The sequence below is a fragment of the Fodinisporobacter ferrooxydans genome (assembly GCF_022818495.1).
Taxonomy (GTDB): domain Bacteria; phylum Bacillota; class Bacilli; order Tumebacillales; family MYW30-H2; genus Fodinisporobacter; species Fodinisporobacter ferrooxydans.
Window position 1 is genome coordinate 4,033,029 of the sequence record NZ_CP089291.1, and the last position, 17,492, is coordinate 4,050,520.

Annotated in this window: 16 protein-coding genes; 7 read left to right on the plus strand and 9 right to left on the minus strand. The window is 44.2% G+C overall.

Annotation, left to right across the window (positions count from 1 at the left end):
• Positions 1-6 precede the first annotated feature (6 nt).
• The 5 genes from LSG31_RS19370 to LSG31_RS19390 form a co-directional block, all read right to left on the minus strand.
• A complete protein-coding gene (locus LSG31_RS19370; protein ID WP_347436680.1) occupies positions 7-1,506 on the minus strand; it encodes a solute symporter family protein in 1,500 nt (499 codons plus the stop codon).
• Between the two features lie 71 nt (positions 1,507-1,577).
• Entirely contained in the window at positions 1,578-1,751 is a 174-nt protein-coding gene (locus LSG31_RS19375; RefSeq protein WP_347436681.1) for a hypothetical protein, read from the minus strand.
• A gap of 63 nt (positions 1,752-1,814) precedes the next feature.
• Complete coding sequence (locus LSG31_RS19380) at positions 1,815-2,396, minus strand: acetate uptake transporter (protein WP_347436682.1); 582 nt, start codon at positions 2,394-2,396, stop codon at positions 1,815-1,817.
• Positions 2,397-2,590: 194 nt separating this feature from the next.
• On the minus strand, positions 2,591-4,546 hold the full coding sequence (gene acs, locus LSG31_RS19385; RefSeq protein ID WP_347436683.1) for an acetate--CoA ligase: 1,956 nt from the start codon (positions 4,544-4,546) through the stop codon (positions 2,591-2,593).
• Positions 4,547-4,919: 373 nt separating this feature from the next.
• Entirely contained in the window at positions 4,920-6,365 is a 1,446-nt protein-coding gene (locus LSG31_RS19390) for a PTS fructose transporter subunit IIC (RefSeq protein WP_347436684.1), read from the minus strand.
• Between the two features lie 578 nt (positions 6,366-6,943).
• Between LSG31_RS19390 and LSG31_RS19395 the strand changes: the two genes are divergently transcribed.
• On the plus strand, positions 6,944-7,405 hold the full coding sequence (locus LSG31_RS19395) for a CBO0543 family protein (RefSeq protein ID WP_347436685.1): 462 nt from the start codon (positions 6,944-6,946) through the stop codon (positions 7,403-7,405).
• A 192-nt stretch (positions 7,406-7,597) separates the two neighbouring features.
• A complete protein-coding gene (locus LSG31_RS19400) occupies positions 7,598-8,158 on the plus strand; it encodes a helix-turn-helix domain-containing protein (RefSeq protein ID WP_347436686.1) in 561 nt (186 codons plus the stop codon).
• Between the two features lie 313 nt (positions 8,159-8,471).
• Here LSG31_RS19400 and LSG31_RS19405 read toward each other — a convergent pair whose 3' ends face one another.
• A complete protein-coding gene (locus LSG31_RS19405) occupies positions 8,472-9,218 on the minus strand; it encodes an SDR family NAD(P)-dependent oxidoreductase (RefSeq protein ID WP_347436687.1) in 747 nt (248 codons plus the stop codon).
• Positions 9,219-9,510: 292 nt separating this feature from the next.
• Here LSG31_RS19405 and LSG31_RS19410 point away from each other — a divergent pair, with 292 nt between their 5' ends.
• From LSG31_RS19410 to LSG31_RS23425, 4 genes are all read left to right on the plus strand, one after another.
• Positions 9,511-9,960, plus strand: a complete 450-nt coding sequence (locus tag LSG31_RS19410; RefSeq protein ID WP_347436688.1) for a Fur family transcriptional regulator — start codon at positions 9,511-9,513, stop codon at positions 9,958-9,960.
• A gap of 95 nt (positions 9,961-10,055) precedes the next feature.
• On the plus strand, positions 10,056-11,354 hold the full coding sequence (locus tag LSG31_RS19415; RefSeq protein ID WP_347436551.1) for an IS110 family RNA-guided transposase: 1,299 nt from the start codon (positions 10,056-10,058) through the stop codon (positions 11,352-11,354).
• A gap of 492 nt (positions 11,355-11,846) precedes the next feature.
• A complete protein-coding gene (locus LSG31_RS19420) occupies positions 11,847-12,737 on the plus strand; it encodes a hypothetical protein (protein WP_347436689.1) in 891 nt (296 codons plus the stop codon).
• Positions 12,738-13,127: 390 nt separating this feature from the next.
• On the plus strand, positions 13,128-13,622 hold the full coding sequence (locus LSG31_RS23425; protein ID WP_430734291.1) for a CBO0543 family protein: 495 nt from the start codon (positions 13,128-13,130) through the stop codon (positions 13,620-13,622).
• A gap of 92 nt (positions 13,623-13,714) precedes the next feature.
• On the opposite strand, the gene LSG31_RS19425 is transcribed toward LSG31_RS23425, so the two are convergent.
• Both LSG31_RS19425 and LSG31_RS19430 read right to left on the minus strand, forming a co-directional pair.
• Complete coding sequence (locus LSG31_RS19425) at positions 13,715-14,839, minus strand: 5-methyltetrahydropteroyltriglutamate--homocysteine S-methyltransferase (protein ID WP_347436690.1); 1,125 nt, start codon at positions 14,837-14,839, stop codon at positions 13,715-13,717.
• 107 nt (positions 14,840-14,946) lie between these two features.
• Positions 14,947-15,123 (minus strand): cold-inducible protein YdjO-related protein, encoded by a 177-nt coding sequence (locus LSG31_RS19430; RefSeq protein ID WP_347436691.1) that lies wholly within the window; start codon positions 15,121-15,123, stop codon positions 14,947-14,949.
• Between the two features lie 762 nt (positions 15,124-15,885).
• Here LSG31_RS19430 and LSG31_RS19435 point away from each other — a divergent pair.
• Entirely contained in the window at positions 15,886-16,782 is an 897-nt protein-coding gene (locus tag LSG31_RS19435; protein WP_347436692.1) for a DMT family transporter, read from the plus strand.
• Between the two features lie 102 nt (positions 16,783-16,884).
• Here LSG31_RS19435 and LSG31_RS19440 read toward each other — a convergent pair whose 3' ends face one another.
• Positions 16,885-17,451: a CGNR zinc finger domain-containing protein gene (locus LSG31_RS19440; RefSeq protein ID WP_347436693.1), complete on the minus strand. Its 567-nt coding sequence runs from the start codon at positions 17,449-17,451 to the stop codon at positions 16,885-16,887.
• Between the last annotated feature and the right edge of the window lie 41 nt (positions 17,452-17,492).

Here is a 17,492-nt window from a genome sequence, read left to right on the forward strand (position 1 = left end):
CCATCCTCACAGTTGCTCTGGATTGATTCCGGTCTGTGATCGTATCCATACATGCAGATAGCGATTCTCATCTACAGGTTGCCTGGAACATAGCGTGCCGAAAACAAATCCCAAAAATCCAAGGGGGATCGCAATGATGCCCGGATTGAAATTGTTTAGAAACATGCTGTGAGAACCCCAGAAAACAAGCGCCAACGATGCGATCAAACCGGTTATGATACCTGTGAATGCTCCTGTCGAGTTGAATCGCTTCCAATATAAGGTAAACAAGATGAGCGGCAAATTGGTGGAAGCAGCTACTACGAATGTCAAGGAGACAGGAAAAACGGCGTTGCTATGTTGAATGTCCAAAGAGACCAAGACAGCTGCGAAACCGATGACAACAGCCGTTAGTTTTGCCGCGATCAACTGTTTTTTTTCGGTTGCCTGTCCTTTCAGCAGAATCACGTTATAAATGTCATGAGAAAACGAGGAGGTGGCAGAAAGCAGCAAGCCTGTTACAACCGCCAGAATGGTAGTAAACGCAATGGCGGAAATAAACGCCATAAAAAAATTCCCTCCTACCGCGGCGCCCAATAATGGGGCAGCCAAATTTCCGGACGGGTCAATTGCAACAAGCCTGTCCCAACCGACCAATGCGACTGCACCGAGTCCCAGAATCAATGTGATGAGATAAAAGACGCCGATTACAATAGTGGCCGTTACAATGGATTTGCGCACTGCCCGTGCATCTTTCACGGTAAAAAAGCGATTTAAAATGTGCGGCAATCCGGCCGTTCCCAAAACAAGAGAAAAATTAAGAGACAGCATTTCCAAAGGATTGGAAAACATGTTTCCCGGGGCAAAAAACTGTTCTTTATAAGGCGTTGCTGTTTTGACTTGTTCAAGCAGGCTGAATAGATCCCAATGAAACCGGGCAAGAACCATTAAGGATACCAGAAATGTTCCAGTCAGAAGAAGCACGGTTTTTACAATTTGAACCCAGGATGCCGAAACCATCCCCCCGAAAACAACATAGAGAATCATCAGCGTGCCGGTTACAAGTACAGAAACCGTATAATGGACCCCCAGCAACAGATGGACAAGCAGGCCGACTGCCACCAATTGTGGAACCATGTATAAAATAGAAATCGCCATGGTGTTTAAAGAAATGATCATGCGAATCTTGCCGGATGGAAAGCGGACACAAATCACATCGGCGAGAGTAAACGTTCCCAAATGGCGAATCGGTTCGGCAAAAAGAAGCAGCAGCAAATACGAGACCAGAAAGCCGATCGAATACAGAAACCCGTCGTAGCCGTGCAGTGCGACCGCCCCTGTAATCCCCAAAAAAGAAGCGGCACTCAAGTAGTCTCCGGCAATGGCCAAGCCATTCTGCAATCCGGTCAGACTTCCGGCAGCAGTATAAAAATGATGTGTGGATGTCCCTCGCTTGGCTGACCAATAACTGATCACAAGGGATCCAATCAGGATGGCTGCAAAAAAAATAAAATAGGCCGAGTTCATAGATTCACCTTTGTTTTGGAATGAGTCGCTGTCTATTCATTATAATGGTTTCAGCACAAAGTATATAGACGTTATTCATCATCCAATGGGCCAAACTCCAACTCTTCCAGTTCCTCAATTTCACCGTCTTCCCATCGAATCACCAATGTGCGGATGAAGCATGCGGGATTTTGAAATATTTGTATAATATACCCTTTTTTCTTTGTTTGCGGATGTTCCACGCAATCGCCGGTTTTCAATCTCATGAAGAATCCTCCTTATCAAAAACAAAGCCGCTCCATCAGTTGTCCGGAGCGGCTTTGACTTGTTTAAGCGGAGATGCCTGTCGCCGGTGCGGGATTCACGACCGGTTTGCCCACAGGCAGTACGGTACGGCCGGCAACGCTGTTGATGACACCGGCAGCCGATGTGTACAGAGCCAGCAGCCCGCAAAGTTCTCCCATCCAGCCTCCGAGCGCCGAGGAACCGAGAATGCCGAATTCATGGAATGCCAGCAGGAAAAACGTAAGCGTCAAAGTCAGGAAGACAAAGAACAGAGCGCGATTCAAGTAGAAGCTGCCAAACCACAAATAGAGTGTAAGGATGCCAAAGAAGAATAGGAAAAGACCGACTCCTGTTTTCGGTGCCATGCGCACAATCAGATAAAACGCAATCCAGAATGCTCCATATGAAGTAAATGCCGTCGCGCCAAACGTATTTCCTTTGCGAAACTCCCACATGCCAGCCAACAGCTGTGCACCGCCGCCATATGCTACTGCCAGCGCAAGTACGACACCCAACGCCTCACCGGAGACTACTCCTGCGTTAATCAGGCTGAGAATACATGTCGTGATACCGAATCCCGCCAATCCCAGCGGTCCTGGATCTGCAATTTTTACTTGTTCACCCATCTGAGCACATCCTCCCATTTTTCATCAAATAATTTTTAATCCAATCATTTTTCATTCCATGCCTTTTCATTTTACCAAGCAGCTTGCATACATTTCTGAAAAAACAGCGAATTGAAATCAATCACCTCCTTTTTCCCGTACAAGAATCATGTCGGAAACTATAACCGCAAACCGCATGAATTGCTGAAACGAGTTCACTCCGCGTGTTTATAGAGATCCTTTAAAGATTCGACGACTTTTGGATCCGCCAGCGTTGTAGTATCTCCCAGCACTCTGCCTTCCGCAATGTCGCGCAGCAATCGGCGCATGATCTTCGCACTGCGCGTCTTTGGCAGTTCAGCGGTAAAAATCACTTCTTCCGGGCGCGCAATCGCACCGATTTTCTCGACAACATGCTGTTTCAATTCCGTTGCCAAGTCTGTGTTCATCTGAACACCTTCCTTGACCGTGACAAACGCCGTAATGGCCTGGCCTTTGACTTCATGTGTGCGTCCGATGACCGCCGCTTCCGCCACCCCTTTGTGATCCACCAATGCACTTTCCACTTCCATCGTGCCAATGCGGTGACCGGAGACATTGATCACATCATCAAAGCGTCCCAACACCCAAAAATCGCTGTCCTCATCGATACGGGCGCCGTCACCCGATAAATACACGCCGGGAAACTTGCCAAAATATGTTTTCCGGAATCGTTCGTCATCGCCCCAAATGGTCCTAAGCATCGACGGCCACGGTTTTGTAATCACGAGATAGCCGCCGTTGCCCGGGCTTACCGGGTTTCCTTGTTCGTCGAATACTGCCGCCGCGATGCCGGGCACGGGACGTGTGGCAGAACCAGGTTTGGCAACCGTGATTCCGGGCAGCGGCGAGATCATGGCGCAACCGGTTTCCGTCTGCCACCACGTGTCTACAATCGGACAGCGTCCCTTTCCCACGTGTTCGTTGTACCACATCCACGCTTCCGGATTGATGGGCTCACCCACCGTCCCCAACAACCGAAGTGTATCCAGGTTATGTTTTTCAATGTGTTCCGGTCCCCACTTCATGAATGTGCGGATGGATGTCGGTGCGGTGTAAAGGATTGTTACGCCATACTTCTCGATGATTTCCCAAAATCTGTCCCGATTCGGCCAATCTGGCGCACCTTCATACATGACCACAGTCGTGCCTGCAGACAGCGGACCATAGACGATGTACGTATGACCCGTAACCCATCCGATGTCTGCCGTACAAAAGTATACGTCCTCATCTTTTATATCAAATACGCTGCGCATGGAAGTATTGGCTCCTACCAGATAACCGCCGGTCGTGTGTACGATTCCTTTCGGCTTGCCGGTCGTACCGGATGTATAAAGCATGTACAGAATGTCTTCCGCATCCATTTCTTCCGCCGGGAACGGAGTATGCGGCGCTTGACCCATCAATTCGTGCCAGTAAACGTCCCGCCCGGGCATCATTTGCGCATTCGCCAATTGACCGATCCGTTCAACGACCAATATTTTTTCAATCGGAGTATCTGCAACAGCGTCATCCGCACTCGTTTTCAATGGAATGACACCGCCGCGGCGCCATCCGGCATCTGCCGTAATCAAAAGTTTCGAATCTGCATCGATGATCCGTTCACGCAGCGCTTTTGCCGAGAAACCTGCGAACACGACGGAATGAATCGCTCCGATCTTCGCACATGCGAGCAGCGAGATGGGAAGTTCCGGAATCATCGGCAGGTAAATCGTTACCCGATCCCCTTTTTTGACTCCTAAACTTTGCAGCACATGCGCCGCTTTATCCACTTCACGGCCTAACATATCATATGTCAAGACTTTGCTGTCTCCCGGCTCTCCTTCCCAAACGATGGCAGCCTTGTTCTTGCGCGATCCGGCACGATGACGGTCAACCGCATTGTATGCGGCATTTAATTTACCGCCCAAAAACCATTTCGCATGGGGAGGATTCCAATCCAATATCTGATCAAACGGTTGAAACCAGGTGAGGTGTTGCGCTTGTTCCGCCCAATAAGCCTCCGGATCTTTCGCCGCCCGTTCATAGATGCCCGGATCGTTAAAATTCGCCTGATTCTTGCATTCATCCGATGGTGCAAACTTTCGATTTTCCATTAAAAGCGTATCCAATCCATTGATTTCCGTGGACATTTCCCTTTCCCCTCTCTGCATTCAATTATGTTTTCCTGCCTCAAATACAGGAAAACAAACAAATAATCATGTTTGTGCAGGCACACAGCCCAGTCCCAAACATCTGCAAACCTCTATATTTGAAAGCGATTTCATATCGATATAATTTTAAGAAAAAATTCAAACGTATAGTTGAAAAAGTCTTGAAATGTTAAAATCTGTGTCTGAGATGTCAAAATTCATGCTTGTTATGTAAATATTAAAAACGCATCTCGCACAATTGGTTTGTTGAGCAGCGTTATACTCCACTGCGCCAATTTTTGCGAAGATGCGTTTTTGTATCTTGTCAGTATTCAAGAATGAGTGGAACGTATCTCAAACAACAGGTTTTTTCTTAAACTGCAGGTTTTTTCAAGAAAGATACGAGCACAGCTGTCACAATTGCACCGATGACGATCGATAATGTGTACAGCAGTACGTTGCCTACCGCATTCGGAACAGCCAAGACGAAGATTCCGCCATGTGGCGCCCGCAGTGTGCATTGAAACAGCATGGATAATGCGCCTGTGATCGCTGAGCCGATGATAATCGATGGAATCACACGGAATGGGTCGCGGGCGGCAAAGGGAATCGCTCCTTCCGTAATAAATGAGATTCCCAGGACAGCAGCAGCTTTGCCGGCTTCTCGTTCATCATTCGAGTATTTGTGTTTTGCAATAAATGTCGACAGTGCCATGCCAAGCGGCGGAACCATGCCTGCCGCCATCACTGCGGCCATGATGGTGTATCCCGCCGTTGTTTGCGTACTAAGCATACCTGTCGCGAATGTATAAGCAACTTTATTAATGGGACCACCCATATCAGCAGCCATCATCGCACCAAGCAAGAGACCGAGACCGACCGAAGCCGTTGCTCCCATGCCTTTCAATTCATTTGTGAGCAAATTCATTAAGTCCTTTACAGGCGTACCGATGACAAATATCATGATAAGACCGACGATTGCCGTAGCGAAAAAAGGAATAATGAGAACCGGCATCAAACCTTGGAAATTTTTAGGTAATTTTATTCCGTCACGAATCCATTTTGCTACATACCCCGCAAGAAAACCGGCAATAATCCCGCCCAAAAATCCTGCGCCCGTAGATGTTGCCAATATGCCGCCGACGAGACCCGGTGCAAGACCCGGACGATCGGCAATTGACATGGCAATGAATCCGGCAAGAATCGGAACCATAAGTGCGAATGCGGAGCCGCCGCCGATATCCATCAAAGCTTTCGCAATTGTATAGTATGGAGAAGAAGGATCTTTAAATGCCGTAATGCCAAATGCAAAACTAATGGCAATCAACAAGCCCCCGGCGGTGACAAGCGGAATCATGTGCGATACGCCGTTCATCAAGTGCTTATAGAAGGCAGGCATTGCAGCTTTTTTCTGTTCTTTCGCAGCCTTTACTTGCGCTGCATAATCTTTATTCGCATGCAACACAGGAGCTGAAAACGATTCGTGAATCAAATGTTTGGGGTCCCGAATGGCTGAAGAAACGGATACTTCCAACACTTTTTTTCCATAAAAACGATCCATCTCCACTTTCTTGTCAGCCGCGATAATTACAGCATCCGCGTTTTGTATTTCAGCGTCAGACAATATGTTTTCTGCACCTACAGAGCCTTGTGTCTCGACTTTGATTTGATAGCCAAGTTCTTTTGCCGACCTCTCCAGCGCTTCTGCCGCCATATACGTATGGGCGATCCCGGTCGGACATGCGGTAATAGCCACCAACTTTTTCACTGTTTGTTTGTTATTGTTCGCATCTGGTTCAGAATTACGATCCATTAACATGCATATCACCTTTTTCCTTATAAATGTAAAATTACAAATAACTATAAAAATAAAAATAAAAATAAATTTCAGAATCAATCTTTGCTATCCACCATTCCTGCTTTCGATTGCCTCCTTTCAATCCAACCGTATTCTCTCTACCCCTATATTGAAAGCGTTTCCTCGTAATCTTAGTATAATGATGTGAATCCGAGAAATCAATCATAAAATTTCAAATTCAACCATAATCATTCTAAAAAAAATCATTTTCATTCAAATTTTCTCCTAACAATATGCTGCATGGCAGAATCTGATCCATGAAAGGTTTGTCGAAATGCAGAATTGGAATGGAAATAGCCACCCAAATGCGAGCGGCTAAATTCTCAGGAATTGATTGGGCAATCGCAGCGGTTGGAGCGGTTGGAATTGTGACAACTTTATAGAAACTCCAACTGTAAGCGTTTGTAATATCTCTCAACTATTTACTATTCCGAGGAATCGTAGTTTAATTATTTTGTTACTAGTTACGAAAGAATAAACGATGTACATTTACAAGTCTAAGGCAACTATGAAAATGAATCGATCAGGGGGTTTTCTCCTTGTTTTATATCCTTGTGTTTCTTGCTTCCTGGATCGCTTTCCTCATTTTTGGAAATAAAAAGCGATTTCGAGAACTCTATACAAATTCATTAATCGCGATGATTATGAGTTTGACTTCTGATGTCATTGCTTCGATTTATCCGTTTTGGTTTTATAATGACCCGAAAACGCATATCCCGAAATTGATTGTCGAATTACTGGATGATTTTGGAATATATCCGGTGATTGCGTATTTATACGTGCAATTTCTGCCGGAAACATTAAGAAAATGGTTTTTGTACACATTTCTTTGGACTACAGGCGGAATTTTGACTGAGTATTTTATGATAAGAAATGAGTATATCGTTTATAAATTAGGTTGGTCGCTATCTTGGTCTTATGTAAGCAACTGGATTATATTTGGAATCCTTACGGGACATCATGTATGGTCGTCCAAAAAACAAATGAAAATTACCGCCTGACTGCTTTTTTCGAATGTAATTCTTCCTGCATCCATACTTGTCCGAGCCGCACAATCTCTGTCATTACCGCTGCCATATCGTCAACCGTTGCGGCTGGATTGAGAAACACGCTCCTCAATACTATCATGAACGTTGGATTTCAAGATTTTTTCTACTATAATAGAAATAATCGGAGTTTTGGAGGCAATTTGGATGAACTTTGGGAAGAACGTGAAGCAGGAACGCAAGAAAAATAGCCTGACTCTTGAACAGCTTGCCGAACGGAGTGGAGTCAGTCGTTCCATGTTGTCACAAATCGAACGGGAAGAAAAAAATCCCACCATACAGGTAGCCTGTCAGATCGCCGAGGCATTGAATACCACTCTTTCGCAACTGATTGGTGAGCAAGAACGGCGAGAAGTGTTTGTGATTCGAACCGCTGAAAGACAGATGTACCGAGATGAACAGTCAGGATTTGAACGACATGTACTTTCTCCATCACTTCCCTCGAATCGGCTGGAATTTATTTTGAACGTGATTCCGCCGGGGCAAGAATCCGGCATATTTCCCGCTCACAAACCGGGAGTCAAGGAATATATCAGCGTTGCCGAAGGAAAATTGACAGTTTGTCTGGGCGCTGGGGATGTGGTTTATACGTTGGCGGAAGGAGATTCCATCTTTTTTGATGCGGATGTGGAACATCGTTTTGCAAATAAAGGCGATGAAGAATGCCGATATTATCTGGTGATTGATTCTTACGGCAAGAAACTATAAAGTGCGACTATAAAATGCATGAAATTCACTCTGAAAAGACCAACGAATATTAGCATGATTGGGTCATTTGACAAATAAGTTATCATGTTGTAAGATATATTTTATAAACCTTGTTATGCACAAATTCGATTTCTTGGTGAGGAATCGTTTAAAATAATGCAACTGGATTGATATTATTAGGTTAGGCAGTAAATCGTGAATGCCATTGTCATTAGCGTTGATTTGGGGCTTTTGACTTTCGTCCGTTGAATCATTTGGTGTGTAAGCATCATCCTGCTCTGCAGAAGGATGATGCTTTTTCATTTATCCTCGTTTACTCATCGTAAATCATCTTTCGGGTCATCCCTCCATCGATCACCAAATTTATGCCGGTGATAAAATCATTTTCAGGATTGGTAAGATACAAACAGGCTCGCGCAATATCCTCCGGCCTTCCAACCCTCATGGAAGGGTGTTGCAGATGGTCTCTCGGCTGAAGTGTATTGTAATCGCCCGTTTCGATCCAGCCAGGACTAATGGCGTTTACCCGAATATGATCGGGCCCTAAAGAAAGGGCAAGGGCATGTGTCAAAGAGAGGATTCCCCCTTTCGAAGCGGCATACGCTTCCGAATTCGGTTCAGACATGAGCGCGCGCGTGGAAGCGATATTTACGATGGATCCTCCGCCATGATTTCTCATGATTTTGGCCGCCTCCCTTGAGCAAAGAAACGTTCCACGCAGATTCGTTCCCACTACGTAATCCCATTCTTCAGTTGAGAGATCATAAGGAGACTTCCATACCCCAATCCCTGCGTTATTGATCAGGACATCCACCCCGTCCACTTGTCCCCCGACGGAATTAAAAAAATCCTCGATCTCTCCTGGTTCGCTCAAGTCCAGAACATGTGAAAAAACGCCAGCGCCGGCCTGTTCAATGAGCATAGAGGTATGTTGCAGTTCGCCTGCATCTTTATCGATGATGAAAAGCCTTGCTCCCTGTTGCGCATATGTAATCGCAATGGTTCGGCCGATTCCTTTGCCAGCCCCCGTTACAATCACTACTTTTCCTTCATATGACATACTCTCTGCTCCTTTGCAAAATAGTTACTGGGATGCATGATTATTTTCAGTAGAGATTTCATGAAGCGATCACCTCAACTCAGAGCTATTGGAAACAATTGTATCACAAGTAAAAATCATTTCCATCCGGGAAAATGTCTAAGAAAACGTGAAAATCGATAAAATCAAGAGAATTTGAATCATACTTTTCGTTTTCATAATTTGATACAATGATAAAAATTACGGTTGACAATTCGAGTCGATATGTTTATGATTTTATAGAAAATCATTTTCTATAAAAGGGTTGGATGAAATGAATCGAGCATCGAATGAAAACCATAAGGATATGGAGCAGGTAACAGAATTGCTCCATCAGCAAAATTTCCGGCTTACAAGAGAACGGGCGGCTGTTTTGGAGTTATTCATGCAAGCAGATCAAATGCTGACACCCATCCAGCTTTATGAATACGCTCAAAAAAATGGCGTCGAAATCGGATTGACCACAGTGTATCGGTTGCTTGAAGTATTGACGAAGGTTGGTCTTTGCTCACCATTTTTAGTAGACGGAGTGATTTACTACACCTTTTGCATACGCCATCATCATCATCATTTTGTATGTTTGGCTTGCCAGAAAGTACAAGACATTTTTGAGTGTCCTTCCTTTCAAAACCTGACGGAATATGGACAAATCAAATACCATAAAGCGGATATGTTCGGGTATTGTACGTCTTGCCAAAAGGATCATGAGGAGCAATTCCTGTAATGAAGTAATTTAAGCTTTGAACGAAAAAAGCACCTCTTGTATACTAGGAAACGTTCGACGCAGAACAATACCTACATACGAAAAGAGGCGCTCACATGAAGTATAAGACGAAGCAGAAACAGAATCAACGGATTACAAGAATTACCGAGAACACATTGGTGGTTGGAGCTGACATCGCAAAGAAGATACACGTAGCTCGAGCTGTGGATTTCCGTGGAATTGAGCTTGGGAAGGACTGTGTGTTTCACAACGACCAGGAAGGGCTGACGAAGCTGGCAGCGTGGATGAAGGAGCTTGGCCGAATTCATGAGAAAACAGACATTATATTCGGCATTGAACCGACTGGACACTACTGGTTCCCGTTAGCGGCGTTTTTGAAGGAGCAAGGCATTCAGGTTGTTGTTGTCAATCCGCATCATGTGAACAAGAGCAAGGAGCTCGAGGACAACTCACAGACCAAAAGCGACTACAAGGATGCAAAAGTCATTGCCGACCTCATTCGGAATGGAAAGTACTCAGAACCTAACTTACCGACCAAGGAATACGCAGAATTACGCATTCTGATGAATCTTCGCGAGAAGGTCATGGTGAGCTTGATTCAAGTGAAAACACGGATCACAAACTGGTTTGACCGCTACTTTCCAGAGTATCCACAGGTATTTAAGGACTGGGAAGGGAAAGCGTCCCTCATGACCATGCGTCAGTTTCCAACTCCAGAGGAGATTGTCTCCGTAGGCGCCAGAGGCGTTCTCTCACATTGGAAGACGGAAATCAAGCGTGGGGTGGGCATTAAGAGAGCGGAGCAGCTCTATGCGACCGCAACGGCTTCCATCGGGCTTACCGAGGGACTGGCAGCGGCTCGAATCGAGCTGACTATCTTGCTGCAGCAGTACGATCTGTATGGCAAGCAGGAAGAAACCATTATGGCGCAAGTCTTGCAGATTCTTGAGAAGATCCCCGGAACTCGGCAGATGCTGAGCATCCCAGGGGTTGGTGTTCTGACCGTCGCCGGTTTCCTAGCGGAGGTTGGCGATCTCAACAACTATGATCACGGACAGCAAATCATCCGCTTGGCTGGACTGAATTTGACTGAGAATAGTTCTGGAAAACGGAAGGGGAAAACGGGGATCAGCAAGCGGGGTCGTTCTCGATTAAGAGGCATCTTGTTTCGCGCCATGCTACCGATGGTGGCCAAAAACGAAGAATTTAAAGAGCTGCACAAGTATTACACGACACGTAGTCAGAATCCGTTAAAAAAGAAGCAGTCGATCATCGCCTTATGTGGAAAACTGGTTCGCGTACTTTATACATTGGGGACAAAGCAGAAAGAGTATAACGCAAACGATGTACTGGGGCCAGTCCGACAAGCCCAGCTACAACAAAGTGCAGCATAAAATAAAAAATAGAACACGTATCAACAGCTTAGTATCTGGTTTTTAATAAATGAAATATCCACAACTGGATATTTCACAAATTCAACATTATCAACAAACTGAAAACTCGATTATTCAGATGTGCACAACTTTGACAACGGAAGCACCGGAGAAGCCGAAGGATTTTATCCATAAGGGCAACGACCCAGTCGAGGAGCAAGAATCGGCCTCCACCCCTTGAGAGGTAGAACGAAGGAATGTAAGGGCATAGACCCAGCGTGACATGGGAGGGTAAACCCCGAGGGAGAACGTGGAGATCCACTGTGCGATCATACCATTTTATCCACAGTTTGGAAATCAAGACTTTCAAGCCCTATTCCTGCCACCGGCTCTTACAGAAAAAAATGTATTGAATTCAATTTTCATCCAATATCCTCAAGGTGTCAAAGTTGTAAAACTAAGAATGAGCGAGAAAACAGGAGAAAACATTACTTTATAGTGGGAGGGATCGGTTTGTTGAACGTCTGGGATCCCCAACATGTATCGGTTGGAATGGGATTATTGACTGCGTTTTTATTGGGATTGATTCACGGCATTACGCCTGATGAACATACATGGCCCATTACGTTTAGTTACGCAATCGGCAGCCGAAGTACGCAAGGCGGCATGAAAGCAGGGTTCCTGTTTGCATTGGCATTTACGTTTCAACGGGCAATCGCTTCACAACTCGCGTTTTTTGCTTTGGTCGGCTTTCTATTCCATCCGAGTGCCGAAAATATCGTATATGGAGTCGTAGGCATTGTGATGGCGATTTCCGGATACTACATCCGCTTTCGCCATAAGACCATTCACTTATTTCCCTGGTTGGAAAAATGGATGCCCAACCGCCCGGATTCGAATGAACCAATCCCCATAAAAATGCCTTTGATTCATGGAGTGATTGCAGGCTGCGGGACAGGAGCTTTTGCTACGATCATTTACACAGTAATCGCCCCCGCAATGCCTTCAGCCTGGTTCGGGTTTGTTCCGGGACTTGTTTTTGGTATCGGCACTGTTTTTATGCAAACGTTGATCGGAGCTTTATTCGGCTGGTGGATGGAAAAATATCAAGTAAGCGCAAAAGCAAAGGCCTACATTGGCACAACGGTAGCAGGAAACACTCTTTTGTACGGTGGCGTCATGTTTGTCCTTGTGGGTCTCTTGGGATTGTTTTTGCCAGGCATTTCGGATTGGAGTATAGCGACAGGGATAAAAGTACACAATCTGGATTCCATTAATACAGGCCTTTTATTGTCGGTTTTTGTAGTGGCAGGTGTGGGGGGAATCTCTCTTTGGAGAGCAATGCGCTATATTCGATTTCATTCCAAGCAAGAAATGGATTTGGAAAATTCCCTGATGCCTTAGAACCCACATTACGAAAACAAATGAAAACGGGTTGCAACAAAAAACCACAGTGATATCTGTGGTTTTTAAGCGTTATTCCCGATATATGTCATAGAATCCAAGCTTCATTTATAACTTCCCAGCAACTCCGTGCACAAAGGATTCAATCGGTTTGTCTTTATTTTTTGAGCGCAACTTGAAAAAGGCGTCTTGGCAAGCCGCCTTCCTCAAATTCATGTATTTCCTGAATATCGTATCCCTGCGCCAACTCTTTCACCTTGTCTTGATCGAAGAAGTGAACGATTATTGTAAAATAATGTATCTCTTTAGAGTCTTAGGGTTACATTAAAGGTGCTCATAACTGAATTTGGAAAGGCATATGTCATGATACGAATCCTATTGGTTATCGTTATGTTGATCGTGGTATGGCGTTGGGGAGATTGGAGACACTGGGAAAAATATCAAAGCACCGCGCTTTACTTTATAGCGACAGATTTGTTGTATAATTTTTTAACATACAATCATTCTCTATGGCTGTACCATCCCGCTCACCCCGTCATCGTACCTACACATACTTTGAATAACCTTATGGTCACACTCATTTTTTTCCCATGTACAGTGATTCTTTATCTCTCGCGATATCCTGCAGGATTAGGAAAACAAGTCGTCTACATCTTATTCTGGATAGGCATGTACTTATCGGTTGAAGCTGTGTTTCATTTTTATTTAGGGATTTTTTCATATCACAATGGCTGGAATTATGGGTGGTCGATCCTTTTTAATTTTGTTATGTTTCCTATGTTGCGACTACATTATAAAAAACCGCTATGGGCATATGCACTTTCCGTGGTTACAATAGTTTCCTTGATGCTTATATTTCAGATACCGATTTACAAAATGAAATAAAAAATAATCATTCAGACAAATACCGCATGTAATAAATAAATCGCCATTTATCCCCTCTTAGGAGGGGATAAATGGCGGATTACGTTTAAAATTTACTTCCAGACAGCTTGGGCAATTTCAACCACATGCCGCAGTTTCGCCCACTGCTGTTCTTCCGTCAGCAAATTGCCCTCTTCTGTTGATGCAAACCCGCACTGCGGACTTAGGCACAACTGATTCAAATCGACAAAGCGGGAAGCTTCATCAATGCGCCGTTTTATATCTTCTGGATTTTCCAATTCCCCAAATTTCGATGTAATCAAGCCAAGCACAATCTGCAAGTCAGACCGTTTCACGAAACGAAGTGGTTCAAAGCCGCCAGCTCGGTCGCTGTCATATTCCAGGAAAAACCCATCGATTGCAAGACCATCAAATAACGTTTCCGCCACCGGTTCATAACCGCCGGAGGAAATCCATGTCGAGCGGAAATTGCCCCGGCAAATGTGCATGGTGATTCTCAGATCATCCGGGCGGTCCGCAATCGCTTGATTAATTGTTTTCGCATACAAAGCACTCAGTTCATCAGGGTCGAATCCCCGGGCCCGAATTTGCTCTTTCTGTTCTTCTGAGCAAAGATACGCCCACGACGTATCATCCAGCTGAAGATATCGGCAACCGGCATCATAGAAAGCTTGAATCGCCTTTTTATATGTATGGGCCAAATCATGAAAAAACTCGTCTTTATCCCTGTATGCACTCGTTTCGATTTCCCCTCTGAAATGCAGCATACTTGGGCTTGGGATCGTCATTTTAGCCGTATGCGATCCGGCGATGCTGTGCAGAAACTTGTAATCCTCCAGCATCGGATGATTCGTGAAATCCAGTTTGCCTACTACCTTGACGGCGTGAGACTTGGTTTGCGTTTGATGGAATTGGATGCCGCTTTCTTTTTCGTAACCTTCCACGCCATCAAGGTTTTCAAGAAAATCAAAATGCCACCATGCCCGTCGAAATTCTCCGTCTGTCACGGCCTGCAGCCCAATCTCTTTTTGCTTTTCCACAATGCGACTGATCTCTTCGTTTTCGATCAATCGTAATTGTTCCGCCGAAATATCGCCTGCCGTTTTTTGCAACCGCGCCTTTTTAATCCGTTCCGATCTTAATAAGCTGCCTACTTGATCCGCTCGAAACGGTGGTTCGTTACGATGCAGCAATTGATTGGAATTTTGCACCAACATACATTCCTTCTTTCTATGAGATACGCAATAGATATGTAAAAACGTAACAAGTAAAAACAACCTCCTTCCGCTTGGAAAACAGCAAAGAGGTTGTTTTAACTTTACTTCTATTCTATTCTAATGTTCTTTGTTTCTTCAACCATTTTACTGCTGCACATCGGACACTTCGGCTCGTCAACCAATACAAACTCTTTCCTTGACCAACAATTGCAGGAAGTACATTGCCAAATAACTGTATCCTGATAGACGTATTCACTGACGGGACGTTTTGTATTATAAGCCATTGGAATCCTCCTATTCGCAAGGTCTTCAGTTCATGACATTGCATATGCTCAAAACAAAAAATTCACAAATAAAGAGCAACGATCAAGTTGAATCGATAGCTCTTTATACACTGGGAATTGCTGAATTTCATCTATACTGAAAGATTAATTATATCATAAATCATAATCAATAACCACATTTATGCCCATAACTAAACACATTTTAGTGCAGACACGTTTTCGGCTAAATACCTGTCCATTGTTTTTACCGATCTCATGTATGGCATATTCAAGATCGCATTGTGTCCGATCCCGTAAATATTGCTTGGCACCGTTTCTCGCTAAGTTTCATTTCTCTTGCTATAAGTCGTGCATACTTTGCTACATTTTCAGAATGACAAGCAGTCCCCCCCTTTTCCCCCCTTTAGATTACGACGAAACCGTTTGTAGGTAAATAGTGAATTATGTCGAATTTTGTTTTGGAAATATATTTATAAATTGTCCAAAAATATCAAAAATTATTACCGATAATTACTACTCAAACATGTCACAAATTATTTTTCGTATAATTCTAAAGGCAATCCGTCTGGGTCGCAAAAAAAGGTGAATTTCTTAAATGAAACCATTGAACATTTGCAAAATTCTTAATAATCATCCTCTAATTACTCTAAAATGGCTGACAACAGGAATACATAACTTTTTTGGTGTTTTTTTCGGATTGAAACACCGAAAAACAAGGAATAAACTGGCTACATCTGACTGACAAAATTGAGGTGAGTTGTTTTGCTCCTGAACTATGTAGGCATGTTGTTCTGTATCGTCGTTTGGGGTAGTAACTTTGTTGCAAGCAGTTGGCTTGTACAGCAATTTAGTCCACTTGCGCTGGCAGCGATTCGTTTATCGTTAACTTCGGTTTTTTTAGTAATCTCCGCATTGCTTATGCATAAATTTTCCGTTCTCTCAAAAAAACACCTTGTTTATTTGCTTCTTTCCGGATTTTTTGGAACGCTAATCAATCAGGTTTGTTTTTTTAAAGCCGTAACATATACATCTCCTACAGAATCGGCCTTGATTATGTCGTTAACACCTATTGCAACGTGTGCTTTTGCTTATTTTATTTTAAAAGAACAAATTACGCCACGCATGGTTATTGGCTCAATGATTGCCATAATGGGCGTATATGTCCTGATTGCACGCGGCACGGGACTCATCCATCCGAGTCTTGGCGACGCCTATGCTTTTGGCGCCATGTTGAGTTTTTCATTCAATCAGGTAATTATCCGAAAACTCACACTATATCTTGATACATTTATTGTTACCGTTTATTGTACGATACTTGGAACAGGGATGTTTATTCCACTGGCCATGATGACAACACCTTCTCCTTCGATCGGCCACACATTTATGGACTGGTTGATCCTGATATTGTCCGGCATTATGTCTCAAGGTGTCTGTGGATTGATATGGAATCGCAATATGGCTCAGGTAGGGGCTTCGAAAGCATCGATACTTACTGATCTGCAACCGTTCGTTGCAATGGTGACAGGATATGTATTTTTAGGTTTGCCAATTACTTTCATTCAACTTTTGGGCGGCTGTTTAATCATTCTAGGCGTTATTTTTTCCACTGTTCGGTTCAGGATAAGAAAAAAGAATCATACCGCATCGATTGGAATTTGAACAGTAACCGCAAACCGTTCCGGCATCCTTGTTGCAGCGCAAAGATCAATTTTAACGTGCAAAAGATAATGCTTTAAAAATAATCTCTGATTGTTATTATTTTTATTTTTTGGATTGATACCGGGCCACCTTCGTCCGATTTCCGCAAATCTTCATCGAACACCACTTCCGTCGTCCGCTGAAATCCATAAACATCAACACACAATCAGGGTTTGCACATCGATGAAGAGTGAGAAGATCACCAGTTGCAAGGAGACGAAGAGCATCGAAAGCGACCAAAGAGATCAGGGAATCTGCAGGACTGCCCATTGGAACAGGTATTAGGGCTTCGTCCCTTACTTTATAAGAAAATGGCGCCCTTTCAACCAACTCTTCCAAATGCACTCGCAAGCGATCCGTCGCTATATATCCGTCTGCGATCTTTTCGAATTCCTTTCGCAAAAAATCCCGCATTTTGCGTAAAGCATACAACGCTTCTGGCGAGTCATATCCTTCTTGAAAAATGTCCGGAAAGAGGCTTCCAGCCTGTTCCATCGCTTCGATCCAATGAGTAAGATCCTCCGAATTTACCAGCAAATCATGGCGAACACCCCGCCGTACAACTTCTGTATTGATAAGATCCAAGGACAGATGCCCAGATACAAGCGGAAAAGCATCATGTACTGCCATTTTTTATTCCTCCTGACACGAAACGAGCAATCAAACATAAA